Origin of the sequence: Niallia sp. HCP3S3_B10 (genome assembly GCF_052064465.1) — a bacterium.
Taxonomy (GTDB): Bacteria; Bacillota; Bacilli; order Bacillales; family Cytobacillaceae; genus Niallia; species Niallia hominis.
Genome location: NZ_JBQHVO010000046.1, coordinates 1 through 23532, shown reverse-complemented (window position 1 = coordinate 23532; position 23532 = coordinate 1). Strand labels below are relative to the sequence as shown.

The 23532-nt window shown below is 31.0% G+C and carries 14 protein-coding genes; 13 read left to right on the top strand and 1 reads right to left on the bottom strand.

Annotated elements, in window-relative coordinates:
* The first annotated feature begins 64 nt into the window (after positions 1 to 64).
* Together ACTNDN_RS17690 and ACTNDN_RS17685 are read left to right on the top strand one after the other, a co-directional pair.
* Positions 65 to 928 carry a DUF4007 family protein gene (locus ACTNDN_RS17690; protein WP_251629677.1) on the top strand — a complete coding sequence of 288 codons (864 nt, stop codon included), beginning with the start codon at positions 65 to 67 and terminating at the stop codon, positions 926 to 928.
* Positions 929 to 4270 (top strand): hypothetical protein, encoded by a 3342-nt coding sequence (locus ACTNDN_RS17685; RefSeq protein ID WP_251629680.1) that lies wholly within the window; start codon positions 929 to 931, stop codon positions 4268 to 4270.
* 30 nt (positions 4271 to 4300) lie between these two features.
* On the opposite strand, the gene ACTNDN_RS17680 is transcribed toward ACTNDN_RS17685, so the two are convergent.
* Complete coding sequence (locus ACTNDN_RS17680; protein ID WP_251629700.1) at positions 4301 to 5179, bottom strand: phosphoadenosine phosphosulfate reductase domain-containing protein; 879 nt, start codon at positions 5177 to 5179, stop codon at positions 4301 to 4303.
* Between the two features lie 696 nt (positions 5180 to 5875).
* On the opposite strand from ACTNDN_RS17680, the gene ACTNDN_RS17675 reads away from it, so the two are divergent.
* The 11 genes from ACTNDN_RS17675 (at position 5876) to ACTNDN_RS17625 (ending at position 23446) form a co-directional block, all read left to right on the top strand.
* Positions 5876 to 6079 (top strand): transposase, encoded by a 204-nt coding sequence (locus tag ACTNDN_RS17675; protein ID WP_251629682.1) that lies wholly within the window; start codon positions 5876 to 5878, stop codon positions 6077 to 6079.
* 108 nt (positions 6080 to 6187) lie between these two features.
* Positions 6188 to 6448, top strand: coding sequence for an IS3 family transposase (locus tag ACTNDN_RS17670; protein ID WP_311298483.1), 261 nt, complete (start codon positions 6188 to 6190; stop codon positions 6446 to 6448).
* A gap of 583 nt (positions 6449 to 7031) precedes the next feature.
* Positions 7032 to 7985, top strand: a complete 954-nt coding sequence (locus tag ACTNDN_RS17665; protein ID WP_441131642.1) for a winged helix-turn-helix domain-containing protein — start codon at positions 7032 to 7034, stop codon at positions 7983 to 7985.
* 69 nt (positions 7986 to 8054) lie between these two features.
* Positions 8055 to 8840 (top strand): hypothetical protein, encoded by a 786-nt coding sequence (locus ACTNDN_RS17660; protein ID WP_441131641.1) that lies wholly within the window; start codon positions 8055 to 8057, stop codon positions 8838 to 8840.
* Positions 8841 to 9081: 241 nt separating this feature from the next.
* A complete protein-coding gene (locus ACTNDN_RS17655; protein WP_251629687.1) occupies positions 9082 to 9306 on the top strand; it encodes a hypothetical protein in 225 nt (74 codons plus the stop codon).
* A 50-nt stretch (positions 9307 to 9356) separates the two neighbouring features.
* The gene (locus tag ACTNDN_RS17650; RefSeq protein WP_441131640.1) at positions 9357 to 11111 is read left to right on the top strand and encodes a hypothetical protein; all 1755 of its coding nucleotides are present in this window, start codon (positions 9357 to 9359) and stop codon (positions 11109 to 11111) included.
* A 14-nt stretch (positions 11112 to 11125) separates the two neighbouring features.
* Positions 11126 to 12634, top strand: coding sequence for a hypothetical protein (locus ACTNDN_RS17645; protein WP_441131639.1), 1509 nt, complete (start codon positions 11126 to 11128; stop codon positions 12632 to 12634).
* Between the two features lie 5 nt (positions 12635 to 12639).
* A complete protein-coding gene (locus tag ACTNDN_RS17640; protein WP_251629693.1) occupies positions 12640 to 17913 on the top strand; it encodes an ATP-binding protein in 5274 nt (1757 codons plus the stop codon).
* 4 nt (positions 17914 to 17917) lie between these two features.
* Positions 17918 to 18748, top strand: coding sequence for a DUF4007 family protein (locus ACTNDN_RS17635; protein WP_285846668.1), 831 nt, complete (start codon positions 17918 to 17920; stop codon positions 18746 to 18748).
* A 14-nt stretch (positions 18749 to 18762) separates the two neighbouring features.
* On the top strand, positions 18763 to 23022 hold the full coding sequence (locus tag ACTNDN_RS17630) for a hypothetical protein (RefSeq protein ID WP_251629696.1): 4260 nt from the start codon (positions 18763 to 18765) through the stop codon (positions 23020 to 23022).
* 58 nt (positions 23023 to 23080) lie between these two features.
* Entirely contained in the window at positions 23081 to 23446 is a 366-nt protein-coding gene (locus ACTNDN_RS17625) for a hypothetical protein (RefSeq protein WP_396953899.1), read from the top strand.
* Positions 23447 to 23532: the final 86 nt, after the last annotated feature.

The following is a 23532-nucleotide window of genomic DNA, read 5'->3' as shown; positions in this document are numbered from 1 at the left end:
AAGACCAAACGAATTAGTCTCTTTTGAGATTAATTCGTTTTATCATGAAGGTGGTAGACATAATATGGGATTTGGACAACATCAGAGCTTTTATTTACGCCCTCAGTGGCTTCATAAAGGAATGTTCGAGGTAAAACAAAATCCTCGTTTTTTTTATGAAGATGATCATTTTGAGCGTCTCGGAATTGGGAAAAACATGGCGAAATCTGTTCGCCATTGGATGAATGCTACAAATGTAATGAAGGATATAAAAAGTTCTATAACTGAACAACATTTAACAGATTTTGGATTAATAGTAGAAAATTATGATCCTCACTTGCAAAAAAAATTTACAATAGGACTGTTACATTACTTTTTAACTACTAATGAAAAAATAGCAACAACATGGTATTGGTTTTTCAACTATTTTAAAGAAGATGTTTTCGACCGAAATTCAGTTTTAGAAGCGCTAGAAGCTTGGGTTAAAAATACGCAAGACAAACTAGTGTCTACTAACTCTTTAAAAAGAGATATTGATTGTTTATTTTTAACTTATCTAATGAAAAACTTTGAAAATGCTACACCGGAAGATGTAATAAAAAGCCCATTTGAAGAATTAGGGTTAATTGTTCAAACACTTCGGACTAGTTATACAAAAATGCCATTAGTTGATGCAAAGAACTATCAGTTGTTATTTGCTAGTTTGTTGATCTACACTCAAAAACATGATGTATATGAAATAAGCATTGATGATTTAGTAAATGCACCGGAATTATGGGGAAAAGTTTACAACTTGAATAGAAGTTCGATTGTGGAAACAATTGAAGAAATGCAAAAACAGTTTCCAATTATTTTTACTCGAACTAATCGTTTGGATATTGTACGAATCAAGGAGCAAATTGATCCTATCACCTATATTCAAGCTTTTTATGAAGAAGAGGTGAGATAAGTGACAAAGTTTAAATCAAGTATTAACGTTATGTATGATATAGGACAAGCAGAGCTTTTTGAGCAATTTGTTCCTAACGTAAACCAAATCGATATTTTAGCTTTTATTTTAAAAGGAATTTTGAATGACGAGCAAAAAGCACATTTAATGGTCGGTCCGTATGGAGCCGGAAAATCAATGGTGGGGGCATTAACCGCTTCTTTAATTTCGGCTCGGAAAAACAGTAAAGAAGTAAAGGATTTTCTACAAAATGTAAAAATGGTTAGCCCAGAGTCCTATGAAATGTTAACTGAAGTTTTTAATAAGAAAGAGTTAAAATGGATTCCAGTTGCAATCACTGGAAAGTCTGGTGATTTTGATCAAATTGTTTTAGAAGCAGTTATCAATCAAATAAAAGAGCAGGATGTATCTATATCTCTAAAGGGCGACAGTGAACAAATTTTAAAAATGGTTTCTTTGTGGCAAAGAGAGTATCCAGAAACTTACAAACGCTTAGAAGAATACTGTAATCGTCTTAATATCCTTTTGCCTGAAATGCTTTCTCAAATTAAAACAGGGGACGAGGAATACATTGTTGAATTTAAAAAAATGTATCCGCATCTAACGTCAGGTGCTGTGTTTTTAAGTGAAAGTAATGTGTCTTTTTTAGAGCAATTAGAATACATTTTAAAGCAGCTTAAAGCCAAAAAGATTGGTATATTTCTTGTATATGATGAGTTCGGTCGTTTTTTACAAACGGTTAATCAATCAAACATTTATCAAACAATGCAAGGACTTCAAGATTTAGCCGAAATTTCGAATAGAATACAAAATTTAGGCTTACTTTTTATAACGCATACTGGTTTGAGGCAGTATGCTTCATCTAATAATAACTTATCAAAATCTGAACTCGAGAGAGTAGAAAAACGATTTGTTGACCATCGTTTAGAAAGCGATCCCGCTTTGTTTTACCGGTCAGCCTTTAAAATCTTAGAAAGCGTAAGAACAGCAGAAGGTGGCAATTTATTTTTAGTAGAGGATTTCGATTACCTAAGAAATGAAATATTGAAACACAATTTGTTTCCAGATATGACATCTTCAGAAGTTGATGGAGCAATCATAGAAGGATGCCAGCCAATTCATCCACTAACCATCCGTTTATTGCCTACGTTGTCTAATATCTTAGGACAAAATGAACGAACTTTATACACTTTTTTAGCAGACAATGAAAGGACTTCCGAAATTTCGAGTTGGTACTATGCTGATCAATTATTTGATTATTTTTATCCGGATGAGTCAACCTTTTACTTAATAGAAGAACTTCGATTTTATCGTATGGCAATGAGTTATCGTCTTATAATAGAGGCAAAACGAATTGTGAAACTTGTGACATTAATTAATATTGTGAATCGACCGTTTCCGATTACAAAATCATTCTTACAGTTTGCTTTAGGATTATCTCTAGAAGAAATCGAACGAGCAGTAAACGAGTTAACGAATACTAAATTAATTCGCTTTAATCGATTTGCTAATTCATATGAGCTTTATAGTGGCTCTCTTGTAGAATTTGAAGCTCTTTTAAATGAGTACAAGCAATCAACTATTATTAACGATTTAAGAAGAATTGAGTATATTGATCGTATTTTTTTGAATAAATATTACTTGCCCCTTGCTTATAATAGCGATAAAAGTATGACTCGTTATATTGAAGCAAAGTTTAGCTGGAAAGAACAACTTTCTACTGTACATTCTATCGGTGATGGCTTACTGGTCTACGTACTATATCGCGACAATGAAGAATTTAACCAAGTAGTGCAGACAATAAAAGAAGAGAAAAAAGAAAATATTCTTTTTTGTATTCCATCGCTTGATGTAGAGATACTTCAAGAAAAAATTGACCATTTCATCGTGCTACATGCGTTGTTAGACAATAAGGAACTTTTGCAACAAGATGAAAATTTAAAATCAGAGATAGAAATTAGAATTGAAAATGCACAATATGATATTGAACAGCTTTTACAACCATTGCAAAAATTTGATCAAAAGGCACTTAAATGGATTTTTAATGGCAAAGAATTATCGCCTTTCACTTCAAAAGAGGATTTAGAATCGTTTATAAGTAAATGGATGTATACAAGATTTCCGCATACGCTAGAAGTAAGGAATGAAGGTTTTAACAAAAGTAGTGTAACTAGCATGCAGAAAAAAGCAGCCATTTCGATTTTAAGTGAATTAATCAATCCTGCATTTGATGGAAAATTCTCTATCACAGGTTTTGGTCCAGACTATTTAATTTATGCTACGCTGTTAAAAAATCAAAATTATAACTTTTACGCTCTAGATCACTTAGAAAATAAAGAGTTAGTTTTGATGAGAAAACGGCTAAAAGAGTTTGTTCAGCAACATCCTCGTGGGAAAATAACAGATTTATATAATATTTTGCTTCGTGAACCATTTGGTATGCGTGGTCCACTTGTCCCAATTTTAGTAACAGCTTTATTGAAGGATTATTGGGATCAAATGGCTTTTTATGCAAATGATTTTTATGTCAGTCAAATGAATGCTGAACTAATGTACCAAGTATTAGATCAGGGAGTAGATTTTTATGAATATGAAATTTATCAACTTTCATCACAAACATTAAATACTTTAAAGTTATTAAATGAAGTTTTTTTTGAAGGGCAATTAGCTGTTCAACCTGTTGTTTTATTTGATTCTCTAACGTCCTGGCTTAGAAAATTGCCTCGATTTACACAAATTACAGGTATGCAACCGGAAGATATTCTTCTTTTTAAAGAAGCAATTCGTCATAGTGAAACAGATCCACTAGAAGCTGCGTACCGCATTGAAAAAGTATTAAAAGACAGCGGAAGACAAGAACTCATTGTCATTAAACAAGTTTTAGAAAATCATTTAATAAACGTAAGAAAAGAAATTGAAGAAACAGTACTTGATACTTGGTTTGTTGAAAAATGGAATGAATGGGAAAAGCAGAACACGTCTCTAATAAAAGAAAATCCTGTTCTAGCAGAAACAATTAAGAAAGTAAATAAAGCAGAAGATTGGTTAACTTACTTGATTGAGAAAACTGTTGGCGTTAATTTGAAGGACTGGTCTGATATTACCTACGATTCATTTATTTCTGCTATTAAACAATTAACAGTACTTCATGAAGACGATAAAGTGGTGAAAATTGTAACGGGTGATCAAACAGTTATGAAGATTAAAGAAGTAGAGATGTCTATAAAAGGAAAAACAATTTACAGCAACGTAAGCCGAATTATTCAAAATGGTGGAAGAACAATTTCTCCTGATGAAGTGAAATTTATTATTTATAAACTACTAACTGAATTAGAAAGCTAAAAAGCTCATCCCTTAGTGGATGAGCTTTTTTTACGAATAAGAGCATACACAAGGAATGGTATCGTCTTTTTCGTTTAGATATTTTTCAACACCGTCACGTTCCATTAATTCACGGTATTCTCTTAATGTAAAAGCACGACTGTCTCGTTTCAAAATTGATACATTTTTATCAAATTTTTCGCGGAATCGTTCTTCCATAGCCTCTTGTTCAGCGTATTGGTCCGGCCATACCTTATAAAGTAAAGCGTAATGACCAAGACCACCTCGAACACAGCGTCCCGCGCAGTTAGCATGAGAAAAACCAAGACCATACATGCGAGGAAGAGCAATTTTCCACTCGTCTCGTATTATTTCTTTTGTATCTAAATCTTCTTTATATGTTTCAATCATTGGAAAACGTGTTTCAATTGGCTCAATTGGATTATGTTCATAAAAGTTTTGTAAATTAATTGCACGATGCTGTTCATGAGGACCAATACCAAAATAAAGGATAGGCTCGAAATTATGCTCATCACGAAGTTCCTCAAGATAAATCAATGTTTGTCTTACCTTCAGTTCTTCTGAACATTTTGCCATACGAGAATTCCCCAAAAAACGAACATCATGAAAAACTTCTTCAGGTGTCCGGCCATCAATACGTGTGGTAATCTCCATACCAATATATTCTGCAACTTCTTCCATAAAGCGATAGTTATCAACATCTTCCCAAAGTGTATCAGTAAAAAATAACACACAGTTTTCTTTACCGTACTTTTGAACAATATGATAGGCAACGTATGCAGAAGATGCACCGCCGCTAAACATAGCCACGTGAATTGCTTTCCGACTAGTTTCTGCTGAATTAGTACCAGCTTTTAAAACACCTAAGGCAGAGCGATCAGATGTTTTTTGTGTTTTAACGTTATTCATATTCAACTTTCTTGCACCTCACTGAATGGCTGTTAAACAATTCTTAATTTGTTTTTTAGTATACAATTAATTATAACATTTATATTAGTAGAATTTGAAAAAAATTGTTTTTATTTGTAGAATGATTTAACAAAAAAAGAGATTAATAAATTGAAATAAAGTGGTAGAAAATTAAATTAAAGCCATTACCGAGCATAAAGGGCAGTGAGATAAAGTAATTTAATGTTTTTGTATATTGTTTATATATATATCCAACTTATAAAATCGACATAAAGGATCGGTCTTCGTGAACAATCCCCTATTAAGCAGTAATAATCAGCGCAAGGAAAAGAGGTTGACCATTTTTGTGCTTATGTTGAAAAAATAAAAGGGATTTATATAGAAAAATCTATAGGTATTTCATTAGTAATAACATGGAAGGATTGTTAATCTTGTAAAAAATTAACTTAATATGTCGATAAAAACAATAAAGATAGTATATATACTGATTAAACATGATATAGAAATTTCACCTTAGGATTTGATGCAAAAAATATTGTGATGCTAGACTAAAAAATAGACACAGATTGTTATAATAGAAATACAAACTATAATGAGGTGTGTCTAAATGGCTAGAGGAAATGGAAAATGTTATGATGAAACATTAAAAAAGAAACGGTAAAGTATATCGTAGAAAACAATAAATCAGTAGCACAAGTGGCAAGAGAAACAGGCGTAAATACGAATACTTTGCATGGTTGGATCAAGAAGTTTGGTCAGCAGCTAGAAGTAAAAGCAGCACAAATATTTTCTAATCCTGATGCGGAAATGAGAGCTTTACAAAAACAGTTACGTGATCTAAAAGAGGAAAATGAAATCTTAAAAAAGGCGATGCACTACTTCGCGAAAAGCCCTCGGTAAAGTTTGAATTCATCTATGAAAATCGCTCCCTATACCGAGTGGAGAAGATGTGCATGATTCTGGGAGTCTCGAAAAGCGGCTACTTTAAGTGGCTAAACCGGCCAAAAAGTGATCAACGAAAAAAGCAGGAAAAGTTATCCCCAACTAGAATTTAAGCAACGATATGGTAGTGTTAAAATTGCCAAAACCTTGAATAAACGTGGCATGAAGGTAAGTGAACGAACCGTTTCTCGTATCATGACAAAGAATAATTGGAAGTCTTATACCATCAAAAAATACAAGGCTACTACAAACTCTAGACATAAGCATCCAGTCAGTGAAAATATATTAGACCGACAATTTAAAGTAAGTAAACCCAATCAGTCATAGGTAACGGATATCACGTACAGTGCGCCCATAAGGGATTATTGATGAATCTGGACTTTGCAATGCAGCAGAATAATACCAAAACTTCTGTTATCAACTGGTTTATCCAGAGACAAAAGTCAAAGGAGAAAATAGCATGCCAGTAAAGCCATAAGTTGATCAGCTGACCAAATCACGACTGAATGGCGAGATAAAACAGTGTGAACAAGGATAAAAGCTATACTGCCTGAACGATAATCTGAAGGGGCATAGATGTGCCTGTAACGAAAGTTAGTTGAAATGATATTTCTTCAAAAAAGGAATTAAATTAGCTATAGATTTTCCAACAGAAAGGCTAAAAAAGGAGACTGTCCATACCATTATTAACCCTACTAATCAGATATTATATATTCCAATGAATAAAAGGGCTTCTTTCACAGGCTTATGGTGGCGTTTTCGTAATTCAGAATACTTTGATTATATTCACTTAACATTACGTGAACCTCATTTTGAAAGAATTGATTATGCTAATTAAATTTAAAATGGATGTTTTTGATAAATTTTCTTAGGTGGGTTTCTCTAAGTTCTATAAAAGGGTGTGACTAGGATGAGAATAAATACGATTGAGGAATTACTAGATTGGGAGGATAACTGGCTTGAACGTGATGGATTGGATGAAGGTGTAGAGCGCAATGCTTGGCTAGAAGAAGGTGTGGAACTGTACAAACAGTTTATTCAAATGGATAAGAGGGAACCTCGTTATTCCATAACACTTTCTGAACTTTATTTAGAAGTAGGACGTGACGAAAAAATAAAAAAAGGAAACCAACTTAGGGCCTATGAAACATTGCGATTAGCCACTATTCATGCACCGAATAAACCAGATGCATTTTACCATTTGTCTTTCGTATTAGCTAAGGAAAAAAGAAGATGGGAAGCGGTTTTATTTTATGGCAATGAAGCTTTAGAAAAAGGAATAACCAGCAGCAAACAGATTAAACTACTTTGTAATTTGGCACTTGGTTATGCAAGACTTGGGTATATTTCAAAATCACTAAAATTGTTCGAAGAAGCAAGGAAATTAGATGTACATACGGATCATGACTGGTTTATTGAATTATATTCTGATCGAATCAAAGAAAATCGCAGAGAACCTATTTTATTAAAAGAGATAAATGAAAAAAGAAAGTTTGTTTCAAGAGAAGATTATACGGCTGTTATAGACGATGCGATGGATGGGAAATGTGTGGTATTAGATTTAACAAAGGAAAATAAATTTTTTCGTGCTATAAAAGATGATATTCGTTTGGAGCGAAAAGAAGCAGAAATTCTCGGTTATTTAATGGATCATTCGATGACATCTTGCCCGAAAAAGCGAATTGAAGAATCTGTATGGGATGATCGTAAAGTAAGTGCTTCAGCGGTAAAGAGGTACATAGCAAGTATCCGAAAAAAGGTATCACAAGCAATGGGACGTGAAGATATAGCAGAGTCCGTGTTAGTCACAACAAATGATGGTTACGTATGGAGATCTGACATTCAATCCGTTGTCCTCCGTTAGACTGGTTACGAAATAGTAACTGGTCTTTATTTATACTTAGGGTACAAAGAAAACAGGAGGATGATAAGTATGAACTTAATGAAATTAGAATTAATGAATGGAACAGAGCGTGTAGCAGAGGCATTACAAATGAGAGGATTGTTTATTGTAATGAAAAACGACAATATCGTACTAACCAAAGAAAATACTAAAGAGGATATCGAAATGGTGTGTCAGTTACTAAGCAACTTGAACATTCCAACATTTTGGGTTGATAGTAACAAATTTCAAGTTTTGTTGAACCGTCTACCTATTTCAATGATGAAAAAAATTATGAATGTTCGTGGTCAGGAGTTTCCAGTTAGGATGGAAGGTTACCATTACCGTTGGAGAGCATTTGCACAAAGACGATTTGGCATTAAAGTAAATGCATTAGACTTAGATCCACAAGTTTCAATGATGGTAAAAATGTTAAACTTAGCAGGCGTCACAACATTAGCCGGCTGCAACGGTCATCACCGTTATTCACCAAATTTTCAATTATCCGGTGTATTCCAGGGTGCTTGGTTTAAAGTCATTCAAGATAAATATTTTACTAAATGTGTTCTTCATTACAAATGGAATGTACACTTTGGCAACCAATCTGGCTCAAGTATCATTGCAGAAAAAATACCAAACGAATGCTGGGACATGAATAAAATTTACCAAGATACTGTACAAATGGCAGTTGTCATAGAGAAACACGCAGACGAAATTCGCCAACTAAAGAACCAAACATTCAAAAGAGATGGTGAAATGAAAAAAATAGGGAAACGGTTTGTATTAGAGGAGGACTATGCAGGGCTTATAGATTGGATGAGAGAGCTTGTTAGGTAAAAGAACTGGGTAGCCACTATAAACTTTTATTTCCTTTTAATCTAATGTCTCAATTATAGGGGGCATTTCTTTACTCAGATAAATAGCTTAATGAAATATTTAAAATAAAAGTTTTTTTATAAGTGGAGCGTATTTTTCTATAAAAATGGGCTAATGATTTATTGAAAGACTATGGACTATTAATGTTAAGTTTATCTATGGTAAAATATAACTATCAACTGGAATTTTTATGGAGGAAATAATGAAAATCCAAGAAATTAGCAAAAATCTTGAAGCTATATATCTAGACTATTACGATGGTCTTTATAATGATATTCAATTAAAACAATTGTTGTTAAAACTATATAATAAAACAAATTTACCGCTAGATATATGGTCTGATATGATTTTAGAAGCTCAATGGAAACATGCAGCCGAAGAAGACTTCGAAAGAAAAAGGCAGGAACTCAAAGCCAATGAAGAATAAATTTAATATCTATAAATGTAAGGATAAACGATCAGATTGAGGTGGATTAAATGGACAATGAATACATTTCATATTTAAATTCATTGAATAATGCAAATAGTTCGAATGAAAACGCGTTAGCAGAAGCTCAAGTTACAAATCCGTTCTATGAAAAAATAAGGGTTGAAAGAAATCTAGGGGGCTATTTAGCAAAAAAATTAAAAGAAAAACCTATTTCAATTATTCTGACTGGTCATGCAGGAGACGGAAAAACAAGTTTAGTTTATCAAATTTTAAGACAATTTGAATTAATTAAAGTCAATGAAGACCTTAAAATACATGATGAAATATATTCTGAAGAGTTATCCAAATCTCTTTTTTATGTAAAAGATATGAGTGAACTATCGGAGGATGAACAAAATAAACTTTTAAAGAAATCTCTAAATATGAAAGGAGAGGGGAATTCGTCGATTCTTGTATCTAACACAGGTCCATTACTGAATACTTTTAAGAGAATTTATAATAGTGATAAAGTAGAAATGAAATTATTAGAACTTATGGATAACAATGATGGAACTGAAACAGAAGTTGCAGGAAACGAGATACTTCTTATTAATATGGCCCGTATTGATAATGTCATTTTAGCACCAAAAATATTTAACAATCTACTTGAAGAAGATCTGTGGGAGCCTTGTCAAGAATGTCAAAATAGTACCAAATGCCCTGTCTATAGTAACTATAAAACATTAAGTGGTAATATCGAAAATGTAAATCATGTCATTAGTGCTTTTTATAGATGGATGTTTGAAAATGATAGAAGGCTTACAGTAAGGCAAATTCTTTCCCACCTTTCATTTTCCATTACCGGGAATTTATCTTGTAGTGATATAGATGGAAATGGTTTACCTGATTATACCTTTGAAGACAAATTTCGATATAACTCTTCAAACTTATTTTTTGGTTATATTGGAATAAATAACAACGATGATGCAAATCAAATAAAGGCAATTAGAGAGTTACAAGAATTAAAATTGGACTCAAAAGAATTAGAAAACGATTATTCCTTTTTCGTAAAACATGATTTTTCATTCTTAACAGATGAAGCACGTGAAATTGCTCAACCTATTTGGGAAAAGTATAACAGACATTATACATATAGTTCATTAAACTTACTAACGGAAAAAGATCCATATGAGCTTCGAAAGGCTTTAAGGAGAATGCAAATCCTTTTTGGTAAATATGATGAAGAGTCTATATCTAGCTTATTTAGTAGTCTTTTCTCACCTGTTTTTAGTGATTTCCTACATTTTAGAAATAAAAAAATTGGGATGCGTGAAACTCGAGTATTACGTAATAAAATAACTAAAACACTTTATTTTCTATTTGTTGGATCATTTAATGGCTACAATGTAAGTGATGTTATTTACCTTCCGCTAGTTAGATTAGGAAGCGGATTTCAAAATGTACAATTGCTTCAGGGGAAAATTGAAAAAAGAGAGATTAAATTAAGTCAAGAACCAAAATACTCAAATTTTGATATGGATGAGAATCATTTTACTTTAGAAATAAAATTTGCAAAAATCAATGAAACTTTTTCTATTTCACTTATGTTATTGGATTACTTGGATAAAATTTCGAAAGGTGCTGTGTCTACGAAAATAAATCCTTCTTTAAGTCACGGTATTGATACAATGAAATCTAGAATTTATGAGACATATAGGTATGATGATACAGATATCATTACGACAGAGGTTTTAGTACATACAAATGTTGGCCCGAAGGTTATTTCTATTGAAGTCGATAATAATGAAATGTATGTTGAATAGTTGAGGTGAAGATAATGGAGCAAAGTAGTGTCTTTCCTTCGGGAAACCATAAAAATGTAAAAAAACAAAATATCCAAATACAAACTTATGGACAGAGATTATTTAGAGATCAGACTTTCTATGAGTATTTGTTAGAATTCTTATTGGTATTTATTTCGAACAAAGGTGCAGAGGGTAAAACAAAAGATGAAGGATTTTCCTTTCCGGTTCATCTTAAAGAAGAAAAACTTGTATATTATCCCTTTCCAAGAATGGGATTAAAAAGATTTGTATTTTTAAGTAGAAGTGAACCTGATAAAAGGTTTGATGTTGATATAGATGCACTTGATGATCATAGAGATTATTTAAAAAATAAAATTACTATTTCAGACACTAGTCTAGATAAAGACTTTATTTTAGATATACTTCAGGATCTTCTCTATGGATTTAATGCAATTATAGGGAAACGGTCCTGGTTTGCGCAATCATTATTACCTGTTGCACCAGAGCTGATTTTTAGTGAAGCAATAGGGAGTAAAGAACAACGGGAAAGTTTAGTATATGGAAATGAATTAGACGAAGTTGATTATGGCTTTGAATTTAACAGAAGAAGTTTTATGGCTCGAGGTGGAGAAGTTTATTATTTACATGTTCTACAAGGATTAGTTGAGAATAATGAATCAAAAGAAGAACTGGAGAAACTTTTAAGCGAATTAATTAAAGGTATCCCCCAATTAAGTATAATTTCTAACTTTTTACAAGGCTCTTGGGAAGATTATCACTACCCAAATCACACAGAAGTAAGTCCACCTATTACTAAGACAATGGAGTGGATTCCTGCCAATTACAAGAAACGAGCAGTATATACAGTAAAGGAGCTGGGAAATTTATTAAATTCTCTTATAAATCCGTTAGAAAAGATAGATCTTCTAGGAACATTAATTATATTTCAGATAATGAGAATGATGTGTCTTCAGGCATCAGAAAAGTTAGAAAATGAAGATAATCTGGAGTGGATAATAGATCTAACTAATAATCCAAATGGCCAAATAAGAAAAAGAGCTACTTCATCTTATTTAAGAATAGAAGAAAATGTATTTAGAGCTGTTCATACAGCTGATATTGCTACGTATATAGAAAACGCAAAAAGAAAAAGATCTGAGCCAGATATTTATGAAGATGCATCGAAAGATACCAATCGATTAATAAGAAAACTAGGAAAAGATATCGAATTTATTGTTCCCCCAAAGGGAGCAAATATGAGGTTTAGTTTTAATGAGGACCTTATTAAGTTAATAGTAATTGTCTTGATAGAACCTGGGGAAAGAATGCTTCTAAATACTTTTTTAGAGAAGTGTTATGAACATTATAAAATAATTATTGGACCAAAAGAGGCTAAGATACATTGGAATGAAGAGCCAAATTTAGATTTTTCTCCTTTTGATGAAAACTTAGAAAAATTTCAACAAGCCTTGAAAGACAGTGGATTCTTAAGGGATTTATCAGATGCAACATCAATTGTAGAAAATCCTTTTAAGGGGTGATTTTAATGAACGTTTACATAAACGAAATAAGTAAAATAATAGACAGTAAAATAGAAAGTAATGGATCAAATAGGCATCTCTTTAGATTAGATTATTTTGTTCATCCATCTATTTATCTTAATCTTTGTTCTATTTTCAAAAATAAGGCTGAAAGAAAAGATGTTAAATTTACTGCAAAGCTTTCAGTTGAACAGTTTAAAGAATACGAAGAAAATCCATTATATGATAAATTCATTTCCGATTTTTATGAAAATAACTACGTCGATAAAGAAAATTCAATGACTAAATGGAGAAATGAGTGGACTCAAGGACTATCAGGAATTGTTTTCCTAATGGGAACTGAAAATGTTGAGGATAAAGGTGGACTAAATGATTTCTTCACTATTTCACCAAAAGCTGTTGAAAACAGTTTAGGTGACAATTACTCTAATTGGTTCTCAGATTTAATTGACTTAGATGATAAAGATGAAGTAAATATGATAAATAATTTTCTTAATCTTTTATTTAGAATAGTTCCAAAGGATATTTTTAAGTTAAGTCAAATAGTTGAAGAATTAAAAAGTAAATCAATATTCGAAGCTAAAGATATAGTAAATGTTTTGGCTAAGAGGTTATGGATTGATTGGGGTTTACCATCAATATATTCCATTGATGATAAAGAGTTAACTAAGTTAAAAAAAGGCAGGAAATTTGAATTGCTTTCCAAGGTAACTAAGTTTATCAATAGATCAGAATATAAAGATAGTTTAAGCAAAAGTAAATTTGTTAAGCTAGAGAAAAAGTTTGAAGAATTTGTTCAAAATAACAGTGATTTGATATTAGAAAATGAGGAACAAATAAAAAAGGAGTTCGATTCATTTGAAGACTTTAAAAAAGCGATTTTTGATTATTTTCAAGGTAAAGAAGTAGATATTCTTAGGCCTAAACTTTCAAGAATGGATTTTAATTTTATTAATAAAATTCTTGATATAAAAATAAGTAAAGAAAAGACGAAAAAGGATAAAGTTACATCTATTTACGGAGCACCTCTTCAAGCCTTTTCTAAGATGATTATAAATACATTAATGGAAGAACACAGTAATCTTGAAAAATTTTCAATTGGTCAAGAGCTAGGTTTAGAGTTTTTAGTTAAGAATGTTACTTTTGCTAATACACTTAACAATGATGAAGATAAATATGAAAAATGGTCTAATTTGTGTTTGTTTACCAATGGAATTTTAGAATATCTAAATGAGGAAATAGAAGATAAATTGTTCATTAAATACTCTGAAGATGTTGAGTTCTTTGATATAAATAGATTTGCTGATACAGATATAAATGTTGCATCATCGAATCAAAAACTTTCAAATATAATTTTTGAAATACGTATCGGTGAAGATATAAAGTATGAATACAAGTGGATATTTAATACAAATGACTATTGGTTTCAAACATTTATACACCTTAAAGAAATCAATACTAAGCTAGGACAAGATTCACCTTTACTTCCTATATTCTATATTAAAGGTCTCGGTGGCTTACTTGAATGTACAGACAAAGAATCATTTCATTTTCAACTAAACGGAATGAATATTAGCTTGATAAATGTACTAATTACTTTACCTGAAGATATAAGGAACGGGATCATATACTCTAAAATGATTCACCTAGTTAAGCCGTTTGAAAGTTTTATAAATTCACTATTTGAAAATGGCTTATATAATTTGATTAATCCGGCTAAAAATGACCATGCGTTTAAATTTATTAATGTCTATAAAAAGATTGCAAAAGAAATATCAAAATCTATTAACGATCTAAATTCTGTTGAAAAAGATCATTTAAACTTAATTTCAAATTTATTTTATATAGTATCTAATAAGGATATAGCTTTATCTTCTTTAAGGCTTGAAGGGGCTATAATACCACCTTATCACCCTGCATTATTAGAGAAAATAATTGAGCAGCAATCTTTTCAAAGACGTGGATTAGGGATAGTAATAAATGAAGTATTTGATAATGAAAATGTATCAACTTCAACAATTTATAAAAAAATAGTGGAAGTTGAAAAACAGTCAACAATTATTTCTGCTGTCGATACTATTATTTCAGATAAAGATGATTCACGTATTCCAAAAAAGGTTTTCGGATATTTTGCATTACATGGTGAAATAACATCAGACATCGCGTTAAATACCCAATCTATGTTGGATGAGGATTTAGTTTTTGATGAAGATTTTGATACGAAAGAAATGATTTCTGATACAGCTCTATCGAAGTTAATAACTGAACAAATAAATGAGTACGTTAAAACATATCCAGCGCATACCGATTCAATAAAAATTACATTTTTAAATTTTACAAACCTACAGCCAGTAATTGCAGGACTACATAACTTTGTAAACGAATTAGCCGGTATTAATCACAAAATACATTTGAGGCTTCAAATAATTGCAAAAAGTGGCTATAACCAAGGAAGGAACTATGTAAACTTCTGGCTGGATAACTTTTTTACTGAACATGATCCAGTTTATATCGAAACATATTTTAATGATATTAATCTTGATGAAATTCTAATTGACGAGATTGAGACTCAACTCTTTGAAAGTGATATTACATTTTTAGATAATATTCTAAAGACTAGCGGTATTATTTATGAAAGAACAGGTGAAAAATCTATAGAACCTTCTGAAACAAGGTTTCCTATGGTGTTTCATCCAATTCCTGTTTTAAAAAAGAATTTAACAAAAAACATCTCTATAAGCCAAAAGCAGTTCGAAGCATCATACTATCATACACAATTATTACATTGGATAGAAAGACCTTATAGTGTTAAAGATACCTATAGAATCGAGAAAGGGTTAGTACTTCCGGAAAAAATAAATGAAATAATTGAATTGCTTCACTTAAAGTCTAGATGGCTTGTTACACTAGATTCTGGGTTAGATAAAGCTTTTATAAATGAAAAAAATGTAATTAGCTTCTCAACAGGTGAAGGTACCTTCGGTGAGTTAAATATGACCATTTCATCTAGACCGGAAGTAAGATTGGATTTGAAGGAAAAATTAACACGAAGACTTAAAGCACTTTTTCCATCTTGGACATATGAACAGTGCAATTTATCTGCAAAGTATTGTATTGAGAAATCAAATGTACTTGACGGATTAAAAATATTGAAAGCTCTAAATCCTTATGATTATGAAATCCATAGCTTTTTATCAAGCTTATTGTCATATGAAAGTTTAGATATGAGTATAAGTAACGAAAATGAAATAATTAAAAATTATATTTCGTTAGATACTTACAAACATTGGTTTTATGGAGAACCTAACAGGCCTGATTTCCTGAAAATAGAAATTAATAAACATTCTCAAGAAGAAATGGTAATTATAGATGCAACATTGATTGAGTGTAAAATGGCTAAATACAACGATGCTCATATTAATAAAGGAATCCAGCAGTTAAGTAATGGGATAGTCCATTTAATGGATAAATTTAATCCTTCTTCTAAAGAATATAACAGAAGGTATTGGTTTTCACAGCTTTATCGGATGCTAGCTTTCTCAAGAATGAATATTTCTGAAAGTGAAAAAGAAAATACAAATTTAAATTTAAATTTAAATCAACACTTATTAAAAATCTTAGATGGTAAATTCAAAATTAACTGGAGTACCAATTTAATTACTTACTGGTTAGATTATAACAGTAATGTTATAGAGGAAAGAAATTTCAATCTTGAAGGTACTGGTGTTAATTGTCAACATTTATCTTTTGGACAATTATATGTACAATCTCAACTATTACCTCCAAATTTAAGAACCGAGATTTCTTTTGAGAATCCTTCAAGCCTAGAGTTATCATTAGTTGCTGATGATAAAGAGGGCAACGATGTTGTCATGAAAGAAAATATAGATAAATTAAAAGAGATTAATTTAGATGATTTAAATGGAAATACATCTGTAATAACAGTAAAAAAAGAGTTTAGAAAAGACCATACTTTAACAAAAAAAACAGATAAACCATATAACACAGGAGTAGTAGGAAAACATAAAGAAAAAGCTATCCCAGTTGAGAATGAAAATTCTACTGATGATTCAAAAGGAATAAATAATGAAACTGATAGAGTAAAAGATAATGGAGAAATAAAAGTAGAAAGAAGAAATGAATCAATAACTAGTTTAGAAAACATCAGAATTCTTTTAGGTGAAGAACAAAGGACAAAACGTAAAATTTATTGGGAATACGGTCATCCTCAACTAGAAAATAGACATATATTAATTTCTGGGAAATCAGGTGTAGGAAAAACGTATTTTATGCAATGTATGCTACTTGAGTTAGCGCAAAATAACATTTCTAGTATTATTTTTGATTATACAGATGGCTTTAAGAAATCTAAGCTAGAACCTGAGTTTAAAAAAAGTTTAGGAGACAGAATTGAACAATTTCATATTCAATTAAAACAGTTTCCAATAAATCCATTCAAGAAAAATCAGAAGGAAATAGATGAAGATTTGTTTAAGGAGGAAGATAATACAGACGTTGCAGAAAGAATGAAAAGTGTTTTTTCTGCAGTTTACAAAGGAATGGGTGATCAACAAGCAAACGCAATTTATAGAGCAACAATGAGAGGTTTGGAAAAATATGGAGACGAAATGAGTCTCAAATACCTGAAAGATGAGTTAGAAGCTGATGGTTCAACAAATGCAAAAACAGTTTTAGCAAAAATAGAACCTTTAATTGATAGGAATCCTTTTGATGCTGAATCAGAGTATAATTGGGAAAAGCATAGGGAGAAAGAGGGTATTGTTTTCATTGTTCAATTATCTGGTTTTACTCGCGAAGTACAATTAATAGTTACTGAATTCATTTTATGGGATTTATGGAATTTTAACTTATCACATGGAGATAAGTCTAAACCTTTCCCTGTAATACTAGATGAGGCTCAAAATCTCGATCACAGTGAAAACTCTCCAAGTGCAAAAATTCTGACTGAAGGAAGAAAATTTGGTTGGTCAGGTTGGTATGCAACCCAGTTTATGCAAGGGCAATTAAATAAAGATGAAATTCAAAGGCTACAAAATGCAAGCCAGAAGGTGTATTTTTCTCCTCCAGAAACAGAAATAAATGATATAGCTTCTTTCCTAAGTACCGATACGCAAAAGAAAAAGGAATGGGCAAAACGTTTATCAAACCTTCCTAAAGGTCAATGTATTGTTTCTGGACCTGAATTAAGACAAAGTGGTAATCTCGAAAGGATATCACCTATGGTAGTAAATGTAACTCCTCTAAGTGAAAGGATATGATAACATGAGTTTACCTTTAAATTTTCATCAGACTTTTGCTCCAGAAAAAGAAGCGATTGCACAACTAGTGCAATTCGCTTCTATTCATAATAATAATAATAATTATTTTACTAAAGAAGAAATTTCTCAAAATACTTCAATACCGACTGGTAAAAGATCAGGGAAAGTAGTTCCACATATAAATTATGCAGAAGCAATGGGCCTAATAGCTGTTGAAAAAGATGGTTCTAAATATAGGATTAAACTAACTCCACTTGGGAAAATAGTTTGTGAGGAAGACCCTTATTTAATTGAAGAATTATCTAATGTTTTGTGTCATTATAACTTATCTCGCCTTAACTCAAGGGCTAAAATGTGGTCATTTATTTTCAACCAAGTAGTTAAAAATCAGGGTATGGAAATCACTAATAATTCTCTTAAATCAGCATTAAATAAATTTTTTAAAGTAAAAGATGTTAATATAACTCCTTTTCGTACATGTTATACAGAAGATAGATGTTTTGGAGATTTGAATTTATTGGAAATTGTTGAAGGGAAATACATATTTAAGTCCCATCATGTAGACAGATCCTATAAATATCTTTATGGATATCTTTTACTAAGTAACTGGGAAATTGTATTACCTAATCAAACTGAGGTTACTTATGATACGCTAGTTAATGAATTAGGTTTCGGTAACCCTTTTATATGGGATGATACAAGCTTAGATGAATCATTAGAAATTCTTCAAGAAGAAAGGTTAATAATAATAAACCTTCAGTTAACTCCAGTGACATACATCCGACAAGTTTCATCAAAATCTTTGTTATCAAAAATATATAGTCTTCTAATATAAGGAGTGGTTTTTTTATGCAACTACAATTAAAAGATATAATTCGCTTTAAAAAAGAATTATATTTTAATGGTGCAGTACAGGTTGATTGGTTTTATAATTATGAAAAGCAAGAAGAAGTATCTAAAAGCTTTGTCTTTCATGGCCCTGAATATTTTGGGGTTGGGGAAGATGACATTACATTTAAAAGTCATAGATTAGTTGATACAGCATCATTTACAAATATTCTTGCAAATAAACTTTATGGCGATAGTACAGATTCAAATTTTTTTATGACTATTGCTCCTTACGGGACTGGTAAATCCCATCTAGCAGTGACTATTGCAAGTTTATTTAGTAGAGAAGATAAGCTTCAAAAGATTATTCTAAATAATATAACAAAAGTAGACAAAAATGTAGCTTCTGAATTAAATTCACATTCATTAAAACCAAATATAGTGTTAGTCCTTAATGGTATGAAAGATTTTAACTTAAATTACGAAGTATTGAATGCTACACAAAAAGTATTAAAACTCCATAATGTTAATGATGATTTTCTAAAGACTTTAACAAAATCATATGATATTGCAAAGAATTTTGTTAATAATACATTTGATAATTATGACGATTTATATAATAAGTATGCAAATGAATTATTTAATGATAAAAAATACGAGGACTTAAAAACTTATTTGATTGAAAATATTATTCAAGATGCTGATGCATTTGAAGTAATTAATACCGTATATTATCATATTAATGGAATTTACATTCGATGGGATGAAGGAGTTTCTGCGGGGGATGTTTTAACAAAGATTGCAGAAACTCTTTGTGGAGATCGAGGGAAATTTAATAAAGTAATAGTATTATTTGATGAATTTGGTAGATACATTGAATTTGCTTCTTCTTATCCTACAAGAGCAGGAGACTCTGCTTTACAACAAATTTATGAATCAATACAAGATAGCGGGGATAAAATTGTATTTGTAGGTTTTATTCAATCGGACTTAAAATCTTATTTAACTCGTGTAGATAGAACTGCAAATATAAATCGATATATTGGTCGATATGAAGCAAGTGAGAAAATTCACCTTTCTTCAAACCTTGAAACTATTTTTGCTAATTTAATTGAGAGAAAAGATTCAAGCAACTTTAAAAATTTAGTTGCAGATAAATTCGAAAAGCAAAATAAGGAATGGAAACAATTTCATGAAGATTTTATTGAGTGGCAACCACAGGCTACAACATCAAGTGTTTGGGGATCGTATATCCATTTTAAAAAGGTTGTATTAGAAGGTATATTTCCATTACATCCATTGACTTCCTGGATGCTTTCAAATTTATCTTCATGGCTCCAACAAAGGTCTTCATTAACATTCTTAGAGAGACAAATTGAGCAATATGGAAATACGTTCATAAACGAGTTTGGAGATTTACCTCTTATACCAGCGACTAGAATTATAAGGTCAGAATTTTTCAAGGAATTATTAGCTGCCGAACAAGAGGGTAGAAAACAAAGTGAATATTGTATTCTATACAATCAAATTCTCACTAAATATGGTGATAAGTTTGATGAAAGACATAAAGAAGTACTTGCTGCCAATTTAATAGTTAGAATTGGCAGGTTGAAAACTAAATCTATTGAAGAAACAAAACAAGCTTTAAAATATAGTACTTATCTCAGTGAAGCTGAAATTGATAAAGTGGTTAGCGAACTTGAACATGAATTTGGTGTGCTCAGTTATGACGATTCCGCAAATGTTTTTGATTTCATAGCGGATGCAACAGGTATAAATGATTTTAAACGATTGTTATCTTCGAAGCGGAGAAAATTAGATATTAATATTGGCCTTGTATTGGATAGTATATCTAATGATATTCTTCCATTAGATACAATGGAAACATCATTTGGGAGAAAAAATCAAATTAGTACACGTGAGTGGCAATTTGAACAACAAATTGTTCATATAAATGATGTTAACAAATCATTTCTCTTAAACTTAAAAAACGATTTTGAATACTCAACTGCTCCGGATAAACCTAAAGGAAAGTTGGTGTGGTTATATATACCTTCTTTAGTTGAGAGTGAAAAATTATCTTCTATTTCATCATTATTAGAGAGATTTGAATTTGATAAGATGCCTATTGGCTTTTTTGCTTTAGATGATCAAGAAAACAAATTTTCAGAAGCACTAACTGACTACCAAATTTCAAACTTATTTACAGAACAAGAAAAAGTTAAATACAGTAAGTTTATTCCTGATTTTAAATATAAAGCCAAGGGAATTGTTAAAGATAGGTTTAATGAACTAGTTTCAAAACGAATAATATTAACAAAAACAGGGTTAGAAAAAGCAAGTAAAAGACCAAAACTCTATTTTGATGCTTTATTTGATGAATTATATCATGCTGTTATCCCATTTCCTTTTACTGAGTTCTCAAATAAATCATTAGGTAAAGCTAAAAAGAACTTATCAAGAATAGGAAGACTTATATTATCCGGTGCAGCATTTCAATTAATACATTCAGAAACAACAGAAATAAAAAATAGAATCGAAACAGTACTTTTTGAAGGACGAATGGGTTCATGGGGGATATTCAATAATGATTACCAGTTTGTTTCACCGACGAATCTTAAAGTAAGAAAAATTTATGAAGATATTGACAAACTGATAGAAGAGAATGATAGACTCGCTATTGATAAAGTGTTTGAGAAGTACCAAAAACCTCCTTATGGAATAAATGATTTTGCCTTGGCATTATTAATTGCTACTTACCTTACACAAAGAAAAATAGAGATTAGAGTGGATATTGAGGGACAAAGACTTCGTTTAGAAGAATGGGGAAATAAAGTTTTTCAAGATAAAAAAGTAGATTTCTCTTCTTTGTTTGAAACTACAATTACAAAAGTTGACCCAGATAAATTGGCTGGACGTTATATAAATCTATATAACAAGGTTGAACGAAATAACGACATTGATAAATGTCCTCAATTATCAAATGAATTTGAACAGCTAAAACTTGAAGAAGATATACCAGAGGAACTTGAAGATAAGGTAATAAACCTTGAACTTATGTTAAGAGAGGGTTTAAAGTTATACGATAAAAACACACGTGTTTTTGGCGAGTTAAGGTCAAAATTATCAGTTGGTAGTAAAGAATTAGATTTTAAAAAAATCTTTGAAGTTTTAGATGGTTGCAGTGAAATTGATGGTTCAGTTCAAGATTCAACCAGGTATGTATACAACTCAGCCCATGTTGAAGAAGCAAATAATATGACAGAAAGATGTTATCATATTATTGAAAAAGAATTTGAAGGCTGGCTAAGCAGTTTAAAATGTATCAGTTATGCACAGGTATCCGGTTTTGAAAAATGGGTTAATCATTTAATTGCTTCATTTACAAGATATGGATATAAAGAAGAAGGTCGTAAATTAAGAACAAAGCTACAAGATATTCTAGATAATTTAAATATTGTAAGACAATTAGAAAATATTAATGAAACTGTCGAAAACTTTTTGAAAAATAATAAACCAAATAATTCATCTGGTTATGATGAATTGGTAAATATGAAAAATTCAGGTCAAGAAATTCTTGAACTTCTTAATAATGACAGAGCAGACAAGAAGTATATGGTTGAATTTTTTGACAAAGTTGAATCACGTATTAATTTAATTGAAAAGATGCTCGAAAATTTGGCTCAGGAAATATCAGATATTTACGACTCGATGTTTGAGCTAACAAATGTAGGAGAATGTAGAGAATTCCTTTCAAAAGCCAAAAACATTTTAAGTAAATCTATTAATGATGTTGATCGAGAAGGCATTGAAGAAGCTGCAAATGATATTCAAAACTTTTTAAATGAAGTTACTAATCTAAATAATTATAAAGATAACAGAAAAAACCTTTATACTGAAATTGAGATTTTAAAAGATAAGTGGTCAAATTTTGAATCTGATATTGACTTTTCACCAATACTAGAAACTTTAAAGGATAATTATATTTATAAAATTGACCAAATAGAAGAGAAATGGGTTAATAATAATATAAAAATTCATTCTAAAATAGATAATTGGGACGCATCAGATTGTTCTACTTGGTTAGAACAAACAAGAATTATACCAACCTTTTTGAGTGAGTCAACTAAAGAGGATCTTAAAAATGTGAAACAACTGGTCAACCAAAGACTTAATGAGTTGTCAGTTGATGCTGTAATAAGCTTATTTGAAAACCTTTCTGATGAACAAAAATTATATTGTTATGAGAAATTAACAGCTAAAGTTATAGTACAAAATTAAGTAGGGGTTCCAAATCATCTAAAAATTCCTTAAAAATTCCTGGGGTCAGACCCTCCGTATGGACAAATGTCCAGGGGGAGGGTCTGACCCCTATATTCCAATTAAGGAAAGCCAAGCGACAGGAATGAAAATAGACACCGTTATCGGGGATACAGCTTACTCGGAGAAGGATAATATTCGCTATACGAAAGGAAATAATCTGGAACTTGTTTCTAAATTACACCCTCATATTACACATGGGAAACGAACAAAAGAAGAAGAATTTGCATTTAATAAAGATGCAGGTATTTATGTGTGTAAGGCAGGCCATATGGCTATCCAAAAAAATATGAGGAGAGAAAGAATCAAGATAAAAATCCTAGAATCAAGTGCCTTTTTGATATTGAAAAATGTAAAGTTTGTCCTTTCCGCGAAGGGTGTGTAACTGCTAAACTAAAATCAACAGTTTCCGCCAGATAGAATTGAACACTTTTTTATCAAAATAACCACCAGTTAGTCTATTATGATTTT